Below are 16,076 nucleotides of genomic sequence, written 5' to 3'. Positions count from 1 at the left end.
CGCCTTGGGAAAACTGTGTTGAGATCTCAGGTCATAGCCGCAACAAAGCCTTCTGCGCCTTGTCGGCATAAAAGCCGCTCGCCGGATCGCGCCCGCCCATCGCCGCTGCTTCGGTGAGAACCGCGGATGCGTCCCGCAGCCGGGACATTGCGATCAGCGCCACACCGCGTTTATACCGTGCTTCGACGTGGTCGCGTGCCAGCCGGCAAATCTGGTCGAACGTTTCGGCTGCCTGACGATAACGGCGCGTGGCGAGCTCGACATCGCCGATGCGCAGCAGGACCGGTACCGGTGTTTCGATACGCGGCAACAGCGACCGATATGCTTCTTCCGCCTTTTTCAACTGACCGCGTTCGAACTGGAGATTCGCCAGACCGAATTGCGCGCCACGATGGCCTGGCATGGCCGCGAGCACCTGCCGAAACGCCATTTCGGCCTCGGGCTTTTTTCCATTGTTGTAAAAAGCGACCGCCTGATCGTAAACGAAGCGGATGCTGCGGGTGTTGAGCTTGCCGCCAAGGTTTTTGCCGTCTCTCGTTCTGAACATCGTACAGTTGATCTGCCGGTCCTCGACGCCGAACATGTATTTGTAGGGCTCGGTGCCACGCAGGAAATCATAGGTGTGAAATCCCTCGGCGATGGCGCGGCGGATACAGTAACCGTGAAGCACGAGGCCCGGGGAGGGCGTGGTCCACTCCTCGTCGCGGCCGGTGATATAAAAGAGGATTGCCCTTTTCCGGCGGTCGACGATATTTGCCAGGACACCGAGCGGGCGGTCACGGTGCCACAATACAGGCACATCGAGATCGCCGTCTTCGAAACAGTCCATCAGCATCTCGCGCGACGCGGCGATCAGTTTTTCGGTCTTGTCACCCTTTGAAGGCTGCCAGCGTTTTCGCCAGAAGTCGAAAAGGATGTCCATATCGCGCTTGATCGTTTGCGGCGTCGCCAGCGTTATCCTGTAATCGTCTCCACCTTCGACCTTGCGCAGGAAGCGCCGGAGTTTCTGGCGCGTCTGGCTGCTCATATGATTTTCCAGATAACCGTCCCAGGTGTCGGGCAGGTTGATCACCGGGCAGATCGTGTTGTCGACATTCTGCTCGTTGCGCGGTTTGTTGTTGCGGAACATGACCTTGGGGCCCTGCAATGCGCGCAGCATCGCCTCGTGTCGGCCGGGCGGTCCTCCAAAATAGTCGAGCTTGATCTGCCGCCAGTTCTGGGCCTTGAGGAAATCTGAGAAACCGCGCACGGCCAAACTTTCGTATTGAGGCTGTGCGATGAAGCCGGTGTAATCGGCGGCATAGTTTCCGGCCATGATGATTTCGTCGAAAAACTGGCCCTTGTCGTCGCGTTGCGTCTGCAGGCGTACCGGAAAGAAGGCCACGTAAGGCGCGTCTGGTTCCGAATGGCGAAGTGCGAGGATGAACCACCGTTTACGATGAGAAAGGTATCGGTAGAGCCAGGACCATGACAGGAAATATTGTGCGGACGTATCCGCCATGAAAACGGACTGCCAGTTTTCACGAACCTTTCGCAACGCCTCCAGCGTTTCGATGACATCGATACGCATCGACATTTTCCCCTCCCGACGCAGAACCTGAACGTCGCATTTTAGTAGAGGGTGAAGCGCGAAACCATGGCCGGTTCGGGTGAGGCAGCCCCGCCAATTCGGGTTAGGATGGCGGGTAAGGGAGCTCAGAGTGCGCCTTTCAGGCGCTCGCTTGCATGGATGAAACGCCAGAGGGCCTTGCTGATGTCGGCAATCTCGGCGATGGATTTTTCCAGTTCCTGCATCTCGCGGTCATTCATCTTTTCCACTTTGCCGTAGCGGATGGCATCGTCATATTCGACGAGACGCATCAACTGCGTGCCGGAAATGTCGCCATGTTCATCGAACGTGTAGATGCTGTGGTTGTATTTGTTGCGCACCTTGGATTCCCGTTTCAGCCGGGCCATGGCGCCGAGAACCGCCACACGTTCGCTTTTTGCGACCGAACGTCGCTTTGCCAGACGTTCAACAAGGTCGATGCGTGCCCGCGTGGTGTTCAGGGTCAGGAAGACGATGATGGCGGCTTCCTTGTCGACGGCCAGCAGGTGGGCGATCACGTAGATCAGCAGGCTTTCGGTATTGGTCCAGACATAGTTCAGCCGCCCGACATTCAGCAGGACATCCGGCACATTTCCCATAAGCACCTCACCAGCCGGCCGGACACGCGGCCTAACGCTCCCTGAATGCTCTCGACATGCTGTCGCTGATCGGCTTGGCAAGATAGTCGAAGAACGTCCGCTCCGATGTCTGTATTAGCACATCGGCAGGCATGCCGGATACTGGCCGGAAATCATGCACGCGGGCCATTTCCGTCTCGGGCACTTCGACGCGAACGATATAGACATCCTTCGGCGGCCCGGCCGTCACTTCTTCCACCGAGTCTGCGGAGACGTAAAAGACCGTTCCATTCAGAACAGGCGTGGTGCGCCGGTTGAGGGCCGAAAGCCGGATCGCCGCCGTCTGGCCGCGATGCACCTGGTCGATGGAGCTTCGGAGCACCTCGGCCTCGATGATGAGAGGCACGCCGGCAGGCAGGATCTCCATGATCGGTTTGCCGGTGGTGATGACGCCGCCGGCGGTGTGATAATAGGAGCGCACAACCGTGCCCGCCACCGGCGAACGGATGATCGTTCGGTCCAGTACGCCGGCCGCTTCGTTCATCTGCTCACGCACGCTGTCGAGATCGGTTTCCGCGGTCTCCAGCGCATCAAGCGCGGCCTGTTTGTTGGCGTTGATGCCGATCACCGCCTCCTGGCGGAACTTTGCGATCTGGGCTTCGGATTCGTTGATCTCGCCATCAAGGCGCGAGATTTCGCCCATCGCATCCGCAACGGCGCGTTCGATAGCCATCAGGTCGGTCTTCTTGAAATAGCCGACCTTGACCAGGTTCGCTTTCGAGTTCCGCTCTTCCGACAGCAGGGCAAGCTGGCGTTCGAACGATTCCTTCTGGCCCTGATAACCGGCGCGGCGGAATTCCAGCGAGCGGATGTTCTTCTCAATCAGGTTCAACTGTTCTTCCAGCCTGACGATCTTGCTGTTGAAGATAACGTGCTGGCCCTGAATGATCGCGTTAACGTCCGGGTCACCCGCCTCTTTCTTGATGATATCCGGCAGGTTCAACGTCTTGAGTCCCTGTGCCTCACTGCGCAGGCGCACCACGACAGCCTCCAGCCGCAGACGCCTGAGCTTCATCGCTCGTTCGTTGGCCAGTGCCGCAGTTGGGTCGAGCTTGAGAAGGATGTCGCCTTCCTTGACAGTCTCGCCTTCGCTGACCAGCATTTCCTTGATGATGCCGCCCTCCAGATGCTGGACGATCTTGTTGTTGCCGGTGGCCACGAAGCTCCCCGGCGCGATGATGGCCGAGGCAAGCGGCGCCGTCCCCGCCCACAGACTGAAGCCGCCGAATGTCGCGAAAAGTACGCCCAGCCCCAACATCGAATGAAAGCGAATGGAACGCGGAACGTCGCCATACCATTCCGGCGAAGAGGGGTTCTTGACTGCAATATCCTTGGTCATCACTTCTCACCTGTCTTCGTTTTTCGGGGGCAGCTGCTCGCGTTTCGGAGCGCCCTTGTCGAGCGCCTTGAGCACGTCCATGCGCTCGCCGAACATGGCGACCGTGCCGTCCTTGAGGATGAGGATCTTGTCAACGACCTGCAGAAGCGCAGGACGCTGGGTGATCGTCACCGTGGTGATGTTGTTTTGCTTGGCATGCCGCAGGGCCTTGGCAAGTGCGGCTTCGCCCTGGGTGTCGAGGTTGGAATTGGGCTCGTCGAGAACCACCAGTTTCGGATCGCCGAAAAAGGCACGCGCCAGTGCGATGCGCTGTTTTTGTCCGCCAGACAGTGGTGAACCATCCCCGGAGACGACCGTCTCATAGCCTTGCGGCAGGCTGGCGATCAGTTCGTGTACGTCGGCCAGCACGGCGGCTTCATAGACCTGGCGATCCTCGATGTCGTCGCGCATGCGGCTGATATTGGCCTTGATCGTACCGGGAAACAGCTGCACGTCCTGCGGCAGGTAGCCGATGCTTTCGCCGAACTGTCGCTGATCCCAATTGCGCAGGTCCATCAGGTCCAGACGGACATTGCCCGACGTTGGAAGAATGGAGCCCACCAGCATCTTGCCGAGCGTGGTCTTGCCAGAGCCGGAATTGCCGATGACCGCCAGCGACTCCCCCTTGTTGAGCGAGAAGGAAATGCCGTTGAGGATCACCTTTTTCTGCGGTGGCGGGACGAACAGCACCCGTTCCACATCCAGCCGGCCCTCCGGATTGGGCAGACGCAGGCGGGGAAAGTTCAGCGGTGAATTCAACAGCAGTTGCTTGATTCGGCTATAGGCCGTCGCCGACTTGTTGAACTGGTGCCAGCCTTCGATCGCGCCTTCGATCGGAGCGAGCGCGCGGCCCGAAACGATAGAGGCCGCGATGACCATGCCGCCCGTCAGTTCACCCGACAGTGACAGATGAGCACCCCAGCCGAGCAGCGCGACCTGCGCCACCATGCGGCATGCCTTGGAGATGCCGGCAAACATGATGTTGCGGTCCTGCGCGCCGACATGCGATTTGAGCGATCCCGCCGTTTCCTGCCCCCACATCTTCACCGCCTCGGGGATCATCGCCATGGCATTGATGATCTGGGAATTGCGGGCCATGGACTCCAGATGGAGGTTGGCGCGGCTGACGTAGAAGTTGGCTTCCGCGAACTGGCGCGCGGTAAATTTCTGGTTGAGGTAGGCGATGCCGAACAGCACGGCGCAGCACAGCATGATGATGATGCCCAGATGCGGGTGCACGACGTAAACGACCACGACGAACAGCGGCATGATGGGCGCATCGAGAAACGCGACCAGCGTGCCGGATGTCAGGAAGGCGCGAATCTGCTGCAGATCCTGCAGCGTCTGATAATCCTTGCCGCTGCCGTTCAAAGATGCACGCGCGGCGGCGCTGAGGATCGGCGCGCCCAGTTCTACTTCCAGTTCCACGGCGGTTCGCATCAGAATGAAACGGCGGATGGAATCGAGAAAGGCCTGCACCAGGATCGCGCCGAGCACGACGACCGTCAGCATGACGAGCGTGTCGATGGAACGGCTGGTCAGGACGCGGTCGGAAATCTGGAAAAGATATAGCGGGATGGCCAGCACAAGCACGTTGATGGCGACGGTGAAAATCATCACGATCGCCAGGTTGCGGCGCAGGATGGCAAGTCCCTTGGCAAGGCTTGCGGCAAAACTGATCGGACTGCTGCGTTTATGGAATGCGCTATGGCCGCCATTGCCGCCCCCGCCACCACCGCCGCCGCCGCCATTGTCACTGACGTTGCCGCCATCACCGCTGCCGGTCCGGCGCTCGTTCTGGCGGATCGGCCCAGACTCGACTTCGATCGTCTTTCCGAAATGCAGGTCGGGCGTCGCCTTGAGTTCCCCGTCTTCGGGCAGGCGTGCCTGCGGTTCACCGGCAGTCGTAACCGCAGCCACAGGCGCAGGCGTGGCCGCCATTTCGATATCGGCATGAACTGGGGCGGGGATGGGTGCCTCGGGCACAAATGGTTGAGCTTCAGCGGCCAGCCGGCGAATGTCGGAAACCGCCTTCTCGATGGCGAAGATGCAGGCGTCTGTCAGTTCGTCTTCGTTCGCCTGTCCGGGGTGGTCTTTTTTTGCTGATGCGGCTGGAACCGCTGCCGGAATGACGTACTTTTTGGAGATGAAATTCATGTTGCCCCCTCGGCACTGTCTCAGTGGACCACGGTCTGCATGACATCCGCCGGATTGACATTCGACCAGGACAGATCCCGACCGGAACTGATGATGGCGTCGTCTGTGTCAGCCGTATCCGGATTGTCATCGAGAAACGCGATGACCTCGTTGGCCAGCCGATGTTCGACCAGCAGCGGCCGGGTGTCGTCGTCGTCGATCAGGCCGCCCTGAATGAGGATGACGTCGCTGTAGAGGCTGCCGCTGAGATAGGTGGTCGCCCCGAATGTGTCGTAATCGATGATGCTGGCCAGATTGACGACGGCATTGCTGCCGGTGCCCACGGTGATCTCTGCGTCGGGATTGGCGCTCAGCACGAGACTGGCGGCTTCCGTGACGTGATCCGCATCGCCGAGAACGCTGACCTGCTTGATCAGTGACACGTCGTATAGATTGCCTGTGATGTATAGGACTTTCAGCCCTGCAAAACCCTCGAAATTCGGATCGGTCGCCAGCCCGTCGGGCATGTTCGCGTCGCGAGCCTCGATCGCTTCCATGGTCTTGACCATATAGTCCGGCATTGTTTCGAAACGGTCGCTGGCTCCCACATTGTGGATCGAGGCGCTGTTCCAGAGCAGATTTCCGCTGGTCGAATAATCCGTGGTTCCGCCCGCGCTACCCGCCCCGACAATCCAGTCATTGTCGTAGAGCACCGCCACCTGGCTGATGATGTTCATGTCGAGAACGTCGCCGCCGACGATCACCAGATCGTATTGCAGGCTGATGCCGAGATAGGAGGCGAAGTTGACCACGGAGTTGCCGCCCATGATCACCGACATTTCGCAGCCGGTCGAAGTGATCACCATCTGGTCGTTGTCGGTGATGAAGTTGTATTGCTCCATCCACTGTACGAAGGAGACGTCGCCTTCAACGACGCTCACCTGCCAGGTGGTCGGGAAGATCGCTGCGTGGGTCGCATCTGTTGTGGCCGAGGGCATTTCATAGGTGGAGCGCTCAAAGGCACCGATATTCATGGCGACTGTCGTTGCCGGCAGGATCTCGTGTTGCTGCTCGCCGCCCAGCGGTTGATAGGCAATGACATCGTGGTCGCTATAGATGGTGAACTGGCTGATGACATCGGCCTGGGAGTAATGTCCCATCACCGCCATGACCGGCGCCATGATGCCGACATTCGTGACGGTCGCGACGCTGAGCACAATATTGGCGCCTGCCTCGACCTCGAGGCGATCCCTCGGCGCATCGGCAGAGGATAACGAAACTTCGCTTTCCTCCGGTTCGGAAGGGGGTGTCGCAAGACCACGGTCGGGCAGGTAATCATCGATGTCAGGGACTTCGGAGACCCGCTCGCCGTTGACATAGAACCCCTCGATGGCGTGCCCGGCCTGTACGAAATCAATCTCGGCGCCGTCGTTGAGCGAATGGATCCGGTTCTCTTGGATATTCTGGGCATGGTCGCGGATCTGGTCGCGTATCGCCGTCAATCCCTCATAGGTGTCGATGCGGTCCAAGCCGCCAAACGGCACGTAGGGTTTGCCCGCAATCAGATAGTCGTTGAGCTTCTCGACCACGAAACGGGTGTCAAAAAGCTCGATACGGCCATCCCGAAGGTTCAGGTAGTCGTCGTCCTGCAGCAGGTTGAACTGGGCCATGTGGGAAATGACCGATCCGGGCCCCATGAAGATCGGGAGTTGCGGATCATCTGAGGATGACGGGATGAATGGTCTGATGAAATCCGGATCTGCGTTGCCGAAGCCGGCGCGCAAATATGTGCCCCAGTCGTAATCCTGGTCGTCGATGCCCAGATGGATTTTGTCGACCACGAACCTGACAAATCCGCTGCGGTAAGACAGGCTGGGATCGTAATCGTCGAGCAGAAGGTTTGAGGCAAAGCGCGGATCGAGGGATTCCAGATCGGCCGGAGGGCGTGCATCGAACGTCTCTACCTTGCCGCCGGTGAGATGCGTGCGCATCCGATCGTCCTCGAGTGCCAGGTCGAGAAAGCCGATGAAATTCGCGATCATCTCGGAGAGCTTTTCCGCGTGCATGTCCGTCTTCCTCGGCCAGACGACGCCCAGTCCGGCTGAGGATCAATACGATCTCACCGTCCATTCCCTGCGTCACAGATTATTCGGAACATCGGATCGGACCGCACCGACGGGGTTTCGGTGCGGTCCTTCTTGCCTTTGGTGGAGAAGATGTCAGCCTGCGGTGTCTTCACCAACGTCAGTGACATGCGAGTTGCCACCGATGACGCTGCTGTCGATTGCGTTGCTGAGCATGTTGGCGCCCTGAACGAACTCGAAGTGGAAGCCCGAGTTGGCGAGGATGGCGGACGCATCTGCCGTGCTCGTGCCAGTCACATCGTCGTCTGCCTTGAGGTCCCAGGTCTTCCCGTCCAGTTCCATCCCTTCGGCGCCGTTGGCGGTACCGGCGTTGGCGTTGAGGTGGTTCTGGGCGCCGCCGTTCTCCATCCGGATTTCCCAGGCGGAATCCTGGTCGGCAAGATGGTTGGCCTGCACGGCACTGAAGCCGGTGCCGCCGCCGCCATTCAGCGAGTCGTTGAGGATATTGTCGACATCCAGGGTGAACGAGAAATCGTCCCCGAGATTGAAGGTGAGATCACCGCCGGCGATACCCAGGTTGCTGAAGTCCTTCACGTCTTCGAGGACCGCAAAGTCGGTGTCCGAAGAGTTGAAGCTGTTGGTGGCGTTGGTGGTCGTATCGTCATCGCTCGAGATGGTCTTCACGTCGGTGTCGATATCGGTCTTGGTCTCCGTAACCGTCTTGATGTCGGTGTCGGTTTCGGTGTTGGAGTAGGACTTGCTGTCGTAGCTCCAGTCGTAATCCGACTTGATGTCCGTGGAGGTCACGGTCTTCGTGTCGTTGTCCGAGATGTTCTTGATATCCGTCTCGGTGTTGGAATACGACTTGCTGTCGTAGCTCCAATCGTAATCGTTATCGCGGTTGTTGCCGTTGCCGGCTTCAATATCGACCTTGGCGTCGACATCGACGCTATTGTCGGTGTTGCCGCGGTTGTCGCCGTTGGCGAGGCCGCCGACATAACCGGTCGAGCCTTCGTCCACTTCCGTGGAGTTGATGGCGCTGGCGGCAAAGCCGTCGGCCAATGCGCCAGCTACGGTCGACTCGTCGGAGCCCTTGGGTTCATAACCTTTAGACATGCGTATTCCTCCAAGATGTTGGAATGCGCTCGACCCCTCTCATCTGTTATGGGATCACTCGCGCTGTTCCGATTTTGATGAGCAGACGTACGATGAACTTTTCATCTGCCGGTGATCCGGAAGAAAATCCCACGAAAACGCACGAGGACTTCTTCCGAAAGTAAATATACTTTCAAACTCACGTCGATATTTTCGGATTTTTGTCGAGAATACTTGGGGTTTTCAGCGGGTGTTCAGCCTGCGGCGCCTTCTGTCGCCTCGACAACCTCAGACAACACCCAAATCAGTTTTGATCCAAGACACAAAAAAGGATTAGCCTTGGTGGATTGGAGGTTACACCTGCTCATGATGAAATAAATGCTTTACAGGTTATTAAATGAGCCAGGACGGGTGTGAAAGGTGGCGAATTCCTTCCGGGCGATGGGGCTCAAGGTCAATATAAACCGGACAATGTGTTATGTGTTTGATGATTTTGTTTCACGTAAACAAGGTGATGGTCGGATTTATAACCCGAAGTGACGATTTATTTTTGATAACCCTGCATTTATACTGGTTTTGTAATCAATAACGAGTGGCGCCTACCGCCCGTTCTTAGGAGCGTGACGTAAAGTGTTGCCACACCGGAGGGGACAAGTATGTTGATGGGCCAACAGTTCAACGACAAATCGACACGACAGATCGGTGCCGGGGGGCGCGGACGAGCGATCGTCATGGTGGCGCCGCGTACTTTGACCGCTGAATGCCTGGTTGAAGTGCTCATGAAAAATTTCCCGGATAATGATGTATCGCGTCGTGATCATATCTCGCATCTGAGCGACGAAGAGGGTGAAGATGCGCGGCTTGTGCTTCTTTATCGTCCAGCTCCGGAGACGATCTGGGACATGCTGGAGCGACTGCATGATCACGCCACGGAGCAATCGATCGGAATCGTGGTGGAGAGCATCGACGAAGCAGAAGATATATTCCAGCAGATATCGGGGACGGAGGGCGTGGATGGCGTCGTTTCGCTTGATTTGCGGCTCGATGTTTTTCTTGCCGCCGTTCGGCTGCTTGTGAAGGGGGGAGAACATTTTCCATCTGCGCTGCTGCAGCGGCTGCGCCGCTTCGAAGGAGATTTGCCGATTACGCGGTACGGGTCCACGCGTGCCGAGGCTGGCGAAGGCAATCATGGCGCCCCCGATCCCGCGGCAATCGCACTGACGACTCGCGAAATCCAGATCCTCGATCTTCTGTGCAACGGTACGCAGAACAAGATCATCGCCGACCGCCTTCGGCTCTCCGAAAATACGGTGAAGGTTCATATCCGCAACATCTACAAAAAGATGGGTGTCCGCAATCGTACGGAGGCTGCCTCACAGTTCTTCAAAAGCGATTTTGCTGCCACGCTTAAGCCGAAACGTAAAGACTGACTGCGTCAGCGAACCACTGCTCACTTATTACTGACAGGTATGGCGATCAGCTGCGATCGGCTGAACGCCGGGCGGTTCGACGTTGTTTTTCCAAATTTCATTCGCCGTTTACACGCAAATTTCGTGATTTCTTTCACCTATATTGGGGTTACCCAAAAACTTTCCTTGGGTGTATTTTAATATTCGGTCAGCTTTCAAAATAGTTATGTAATTGCTCAATATATGGCTGCTTGGTGCAGCATGGAAAACTGGTTGTAACGAAAAAATCTGTGGAAATTGCAATCAAAAGATGAAATTTGTCATGAACATTGCATCCATTGGTATGAGGTTCTTTGGCGAAGTGAAAATCCCGTTGTTTTATTTGAATTTCCGACTATGCTTAGTAAGTAATTCCTTAACATGAAGACGGATGGCTATCTGAACTGAGTCAATACAGCGCGTTCAAGTATCGGGTGAGGGGTTGTGATGCGTATGACAGATATTGCAGTTGCAGAGATGGTTCCGCAGTCGGGACGTGTTCGTCGCCAGCAAAAAGTGGCGATCATGGCCCAGACGGGCCTGCTGATGGAATGTTTCGCGGAAATCCTCTGCGGCCGGTTTCCGGACTATGATGTCGTTACCTATGAAAACCCGGCGGATATTCCTGCGGATGTCGTCGGCAGCATCCGACTTACATTGATTTATTGCCAGGATCCCTCGCAGATCGATCAGATCGTCTCGCAGGTGAGGGATGGTCTGGCGGCCAGCGCCATCGGCATCATCATGAATGACCTGGAGGCAGCGCAACCGGTTCTGCGACAACTCATGGAAAAACAGAGGATCAACGGCGTGCTGTCGCTCAGTCTGCACCTTGATGTTTTTCTTGCCGGTATTGAACTGCTCGCCAAAGGGGGCGAGCATTTTCCATCCTTGTTGCTGCAGCAAAGTCGTCCGGCGCGCCTGCAAGGGCATGGGGCGCGGCGTTTGCATGCCGCAGATACCCCGGGAAAAGAAGGGGTCAGTCGTTCCAGGCTTACCCTGCGTGAAGTGGAGATACTCGACCTGGTCTGTAAGGGTACGCAAAACAAGAATATTGCCGGCACGCTGAAGCTTTCAGAAAATACGGTGAAGGCGCATATCCGCAATATCTACAAGAAAATGCAGGTGCGGAATCGTACCGAAGCCGCCTCTCAGTATTTCAACGGGTTAACGAAATACCCGCAGCTCGCCCTGGCGTGCTGACGTTCGTCAGCGCAGAAAACACGCGGATTTTCGACCAAAGCCGCTTGGGGAGCAGATATACGGCGCGCTTCCGAGAAAGGCTGTCCTGCTGGGATTGACGGTGGTTGCCGAAGCTGTTTTGGCAGAACTTTCGCTGCGAAGGATTTTGACGGGCTTCGGTGTCGCGAACGCATAGGTCTTGGTCTTTGTCGATGCAATCGCCGTCGATGTCTTTCCGGGCTTACAGCAGACAGTCGCGTCGGCCGTGTCGTTATCCGTTACAGAACAGGACGAGAGCACCGCAATCACTGCGGTCGCGACGAAAACGCGTATCGCTGGCGTTATCTGCACGAAAATCTCCAGAATCAGATTGGCTATCAGTAAGCTAATCCGCTTATATTATGAATTCCTTTATTCCAGATTTACGAGGCCTAATCCCTATCGTTCAGACGGGTTATTTTGGTCGACTGATATAGCTATGTCTCTGATGAATTAGTGTAATTCTATGTATTTCTATTTGACGAAATTATATTTTGAGAGACAATTATAGTTAAGACGGCGTTAAAGTTTTCCACGGTTTCCTCTCGGCGTCTCGCTGACGAAACGAAACAGACCCGCTTGTCCCTCCATATTCTGGTGATTGTAACCGGCGTGCGCTTGAGGTCGCCGGAAGGGGAACTGTTATGCGTAAACCTAGACTTACCAGCTCTGCACTGATGCAAATGGCGCAACCGCAATCGTCTCGTCCGGTTCTGGTGACGGGGGGCGCGGGTTTTCTTGGCTCGCATTTGTGCGAGCGTCTCCTGCAGGATGGGCGTGACGTCATCTGCCTGGATGATTTCTCGACCGGGCGGCGCGCCAATATCGCTCATCTGGCGACATCGCAGCGTTTTGCCGTTGTCGAGCAGGATGTTCGCGAGGTGTATCACGCCGATGTTTCGCTGATTTTCAACTTTGCTTCGCCCGCGTCGCCGCCGGATTACCAGCGCGATCCCGTCGGCACACTGCTGACCGGTGTACTCGGCGCCCTGCACGGTCTCGAAGTTGCCCGCCTGAACGGCGCTACCATTGTGCAATCCTCGACATCCGAGGTCTATGGCGATCCGCTGCAACATCCGCAGGAAGAGGCCTATTGCGGCAATGTCAACCCGGTCGGTCCGCGAGCCTGCTACGACGAAGGCAAACGGTCTGCCGAAACCCTTCTGTTCGACTATCACCGCAAATATGGAACGGACATCAAGGTCGGGCGCATCTTCAACACTTACGGCCCGCGCATGCGTCTTGATGACGGCCGCGTGGTATCGAACTTCATCGTTCAGGCACTGACGAACAAGGATATCACCATCTACGGCGATGGCCATCAGACGCGCTCCTTGTGCTACGTCGATGACTTGATCGAGGCTTTCGTGCGGTTTTCCGGTGCCGGCAAGGATGTCGTCGGCCCGATCAATCTCGGCAACCCGGTCGAAATCCCGATGATCGAACTGGCCGAACTCGTGCTGGAACTGACGAATTCGCGATCGCGTATCGTCCATCTGGCCGCTGCGGTCGATGATCCGCGCCAGCGTCGTCCCGATATTTCCCGCGCCCGCGAGCAGCTTGGCTGGGAACCCAAGGTCGCTCTTCGAGCCGGTCTGCAGCGCACGATCCAGTATTTCGACGGCGTTATCGGCGCCCAGCATGACCGCGCTTCGGTGGAGGTGGCGTGATGTCGGGCACGGTTGTCGTCACCGGAGGAGCTGGTTTCATCGGCAGCCATGTGTGCAAGACACTGGCCACTGCCGGCATGCGGGTGATTGCAGTCGACAACCTTTCGACCGGTCATGCCGATGCGGTGCGTTGGGGTCCACTGGAGCAACTGGACATTGCCGATTTCGATGGGCTTTGCCGGTCACTCAAGACATCGAAGGCCGATTGCATCGTGCATTGTGCGGCAAGTGCCTATGTCGGTGAATCCGTCGTGGATCCGAGAAAATACTATCGCAACAATGTCGTTGGCGGGCTGACGCTTCTGGACGCCTGTCTGGCAAGCGGTATCGAGCGGATGGTGTTTTCCAGCAGTTGTGCCACCTACGGCGAACCTGCACAGCTGCCGGTGCGCGAAGATTGTTCTCAGAAACCGATCAATCCCTATGGCCGAACGAAGCTGGTTTTTGAACAGGCGCTTGAGGATTATGCCGCCGCTTATGGCCTGAGTTTCGTGGCGCTGCGGTATTTCAATGCCGCGGGCGCAGATCCCGTCGGCGAACTGTCGGAACGCCACGAGCCGGAAACCCATCTCATCCCAAGGGCGCTGATGGCGGCGATCGGCCGTCTGGACCGATTGGACGTCTTCGGCCGGGATTATGCGACGCCGGACGGCACCTGTGTTCGCGATTATGTGCATGTCTGTGATCTTGCCGACGCCCATCTGTCTGCCGTCCGTCACCTGCTGTCGGGTGGCGAGACGCTGCGGGTCAATCTCGGGTCGGGTCAAGGCACCTCCGTGTTTGATATCGTTCAATCGATTGGTCGGGTGACCGGCCGGCGTGTGCCCGTTGCATTTGGTGACAGGCGACCGGGTGATCCGCCCGTGCTGTTTGCCGATACGGCGAGGGCACGCAAAACGCTTGGTTTTGTGCCGCGCCTTTCCGATATCGACACGATCATCCGAACTGCCGCACCGACATTCGGTCTGGAGGTTGTCAAATGACCATTCACCGAGTGCTGGACCAATCGCGGCTGGAGCCTGTTTTTATCGGGTGGCGGGCCTTTGCCTATGTGGTTGGTGCTGCAGTCTGGCTGGGTGCACTCGTGTATTTCTGGATTTGGTGGCTGCGTCCCGACCATGTCGGCGGCTGGCTGTCGTTTGCAATCGTCACTGTCATTCTGGCATGGGTCACGCTCATTCCCGGTTATTTCGTCGCCATCTTTTTTCAGGCACGGCGGATGCGGCCCGATGCAGCCCTTCCCACAGGGCGCATCGCCATGATCGTCACCAAGGCGCCATCCGAGCCGTTCGAGGTGGTGCGCCACACGCTTTTCGGCATGCTGGCACAGGTCGGCATGACATATGACGTCTGGTTGGCCGACGAAGATCCCTCGGAAGAAACCCTGGCATTCTGCCGTGATCATGGCGTGTTCGTTTCGACGCGGAAGGGCGTGGCGGCCTATCACCGGGAGCAATGGCCGCGCCGGACACGCTGCAAGGAAGGCAATCTCGCCTATTTTTACGATCATTACGGTTATGACCGTTATGATTTCGTCGCCCAGTTCGATGCCGATCATGTGCCCGAGCCCACCTATCTGCTGGAGGTGATACGACCTTTTTCCGATCCGGCGGTGGGCTATGTTTCGGCGCCCAGCATCTGCGACGCGAATGCTTCTCAAAGCTGGGCTGCGCGCGGCCGGCTTTATGCGGAGGCAAGCCTGCACGGTGCCTTGCAGATTGGGTACAACAACGGCTGGGCTCCCTTGTGCATAGGATCGCATTATGCCGTGCGCACCAGAGCGTTGAAAGACATCGGCGGGCTCGGCCCGGAACTTGCGGAAGACCATTCGACGACGCTGATGATGAATGCCGGGGGCTGGCGCGGTGTTCACGCGGTCGATGCGATTGCCCACGGCGATGGCCCAGCCACCTTTGCGGATCTTGCCGTACAGGAATTTCAATGGTCGCGCAGCCTGACGACGCTGCTTTTGCAGCATTCCGCGCCACTTGTCGCCAAGCTGCCGCCGGCGCTGAAATTCCAGTTCGTTTTCGCGCAGCTCTGGTATCCGCTCTATTCCGTCTTCATGGCGGTGATGTTTTCGATGCCGCTGATCTCGCTTGCGAGCGGACAATCCCTCGCAGAGGTCAGCTATGTTGATTTTCTGGCGCATTTCCTGCCGCTTTCGATCACGCTGATCGGTTTGGCGATCTTCTGGCGTTCGACCGGATTGTTCCGGCCGCGCTCGGCAAAACTGTTCGGCTGGGAGGGGTTGGTGTTTCCGTTCGTCCGTTGGCCCTGGTCGCTGGCCGGCGCCGTGATGGCGGTGTGGGACAGTCTGGCAAAGGGCTTCGTCGATTTTCGGATTACGCCCAAGGACAAACAGGCGCAGTGTCTGCCGGTAAGGGTCGTGTTTCCCTATGTCGGTCTTGCCGGCCTGACTGCGCTCGTGATGTGGGTTGCGCCCGATGCAGATGCGGCGCGCGGTTTCCATCTGTTTGCCGCTGTCAATCTGGCCGTTTATGCGGGCGCCGCTGCGTTGATCGCTCTGCGGCATGCCCGCGAAAACGGCATGCCGGCAGTCGTGCGGTCTCGCGGCATCAAAACGGCTATGGTCGCAGCGATGGCAGCCGTTGTCCTCGGCGGCGCGCAGTTCAGCCAGAAGGCAGCCGGAGCGGCGGAAGCCATGTCCTTCGGCCAGCAGGTCGTCAGTTTCAGCGAGACACGCTTTACCATTGCCGGTGCCGGATTTGGCAGCCGCACCAAGATCACCACGTTCCGCTTCCGCTGGAATGGCTTCACCCCGGCAACGGGAAAAGGCGAGCGAACTATCTGAAAA

At 57.6% G+C, this 16,076-nt stretch carries 10 protein-coding genes and 1 pseudogene; 5 read left to right on the top strand and 6 right to left on the bottom strand.

Annotated features, from left to right (window positions below; all coding sequences use genetic code 11):
- Window positions 1-31 precede the first annotated feature (31 nt).
- The 6 genes from ACRQ1B_RS19805 to ACRQ1B_RS19780 form a co-directional block, all read right to left on the bottom strand.
- Entirely contained in the window at window positions 32-1,570 is a 1,539-nt protein-coding gene (locus ACRQ1B_RS19805) for a GNAT family N-acetyltransferase (protein WP_432295807.1), read from the bottom strand.
- A 125-nt stretch (window positions 1,571-1,695) separates the two neighbouring features.
- Window positions 1,696-2,187 (bottom strand): hypothetical protein, encoded by a 492-nt coding sequence (locus ACRQ1B_RS19800; RefSeq protein WP_432295713.1) that lies wholly within the window; start codon window positions 2,185-2,187, stop codon window positions 1,696-1,698.
- A 31-nt stretch (window positions 2,188-2,218) separates the two neighbouring features.
- Entirely contained in the window at window positions 2,219-3,565 is a 1,347-nt protein-coding gene (locus tag ACRQ1B_RS19795) for an HlyD family type I secretion periplasmic adaptor subunit (protein WP_432295711.1), read from the bottom strand.
- Window positions 3,566-3,571: 6 nt separating this feature from the next.
- On the bottom strand, window positions 3,572-5,761 hold the full coding sequence (locus ACRQ1B_RS19790; RefSeq protein ID WP_432295709.1) for a type I secretion system permease/ATPase: 2,190 nt from the start codon (window positions 5,759-5,761) through the stop codon (window positions 3,572-3,574).
- Window positions 5,762-5,781: 20 nt separating this feature from the next.
- Window positions 5,782-7,806, bottom strand: a complete 2,025-nt coding sequence (locus tag ACRQ1B_RS19785) for a hypothetical protein (RefSeq protein ID WP_432295707.1) — start codon at window positions 7,804-7,806, stop codon at window positions 5,782-5,784.
- A gap of 153 nt (window positions 7,807-7,959) precedes the next feature.
- Window positions 7,960-8,940 (bottom strand): fibrinogen-binding protein, encoded by a 981-nt coding sequence (locus tag ACRQ1B_RS19780; RefSeq protein ID WP_432295706.1) that lies wholly within the window; start codon window positions 8,938-8,940, stop codon window positions 7,960-7,962.
- 710 nt (window positions 8,941-9,650) lie between these two features.
- Between ACRQ1B_RS19780 and ACRQ1B_RS19775 the strand changes: the two genes are divergently transcribed.
- From ACRQ1B_RS19775 to ACRQ1B_RS19755, 5 genes and pseudogenes are all read left to right on the top strand, one after another.
- Entirely contained in the window at window positions 9,651-10,349 is a 699-nt protein-coding gene (locus ACRQ1B_RS19775) for a response regulator transcription factor (protein WP_432295705.1), read from the top strand.
- 822 nt (window positions 10,350-11,171) lie between these two features.
- Window positions 11,172-11,570: pseudogene (locus ACRQ1B_RS19770) on the top strand (response regulator transcription factor); the annotation flags it as partial.
- Window positions 11,571-12,265: 695 nt separating this feature from the next.
- Window positions 12,266-13,258 carry a UDP-glucuronic acid decarboxylase family protein gene (locus tag ACRQ1B_RS19765; RefSeq protein WP_432295806.1) on the top strand — a complete coding sequence of 331 codons (993 nt, stop codon included), beginning with the start codon at window positions 12,266-12,268 and terminating at the stop codon, window positions 13,256-13,258.
- Window positions 13,258-14,241 (top strand): UDP-glucose 4-epimerase GalE, encoded by a 984-nt coding sequence (gene galE, locus ACRQ1B_RS19760; protein ID WP_432295704.1) that lies wholly within the window; start codon window positions 13,258-13,260, stop codon window positions 14,239-14,241. Before ACRQ1B_RS19765 ends, galE begins: the two co-directional genes overlap by 1 nt.
- Window positions 14,238-16,073, top strand: coding sequence for a glycosyltransferase (locus ACRQ1B_RS19755; RefSeq protein WP_432295703.1), 1,836 nt, complete (start codon window positions 14,238-14,240; stop codon window positions 16,071-16,073). Before galE ends, ACRQ1B_RS19755 begins: the two co-directional genes overlap by 4 nt.
- Window positions 16,074-16,076 lie beyond the last annotated feature (3 nt).

The sequence above is a fragment of the Endobacterium panacihumi genome (assembly GCF_050847465.1).
GTDB classification, from domain to species: Bacteria; Pseudomonadota; Alphaproteobacteria; order Rhizobiales; family Rhizobiaceae; genus Neorhizobium; species Neorhizobium panacihumi.
This window is presented reverse-complemented; position numbering and strand designations above follow the sequence as displayed.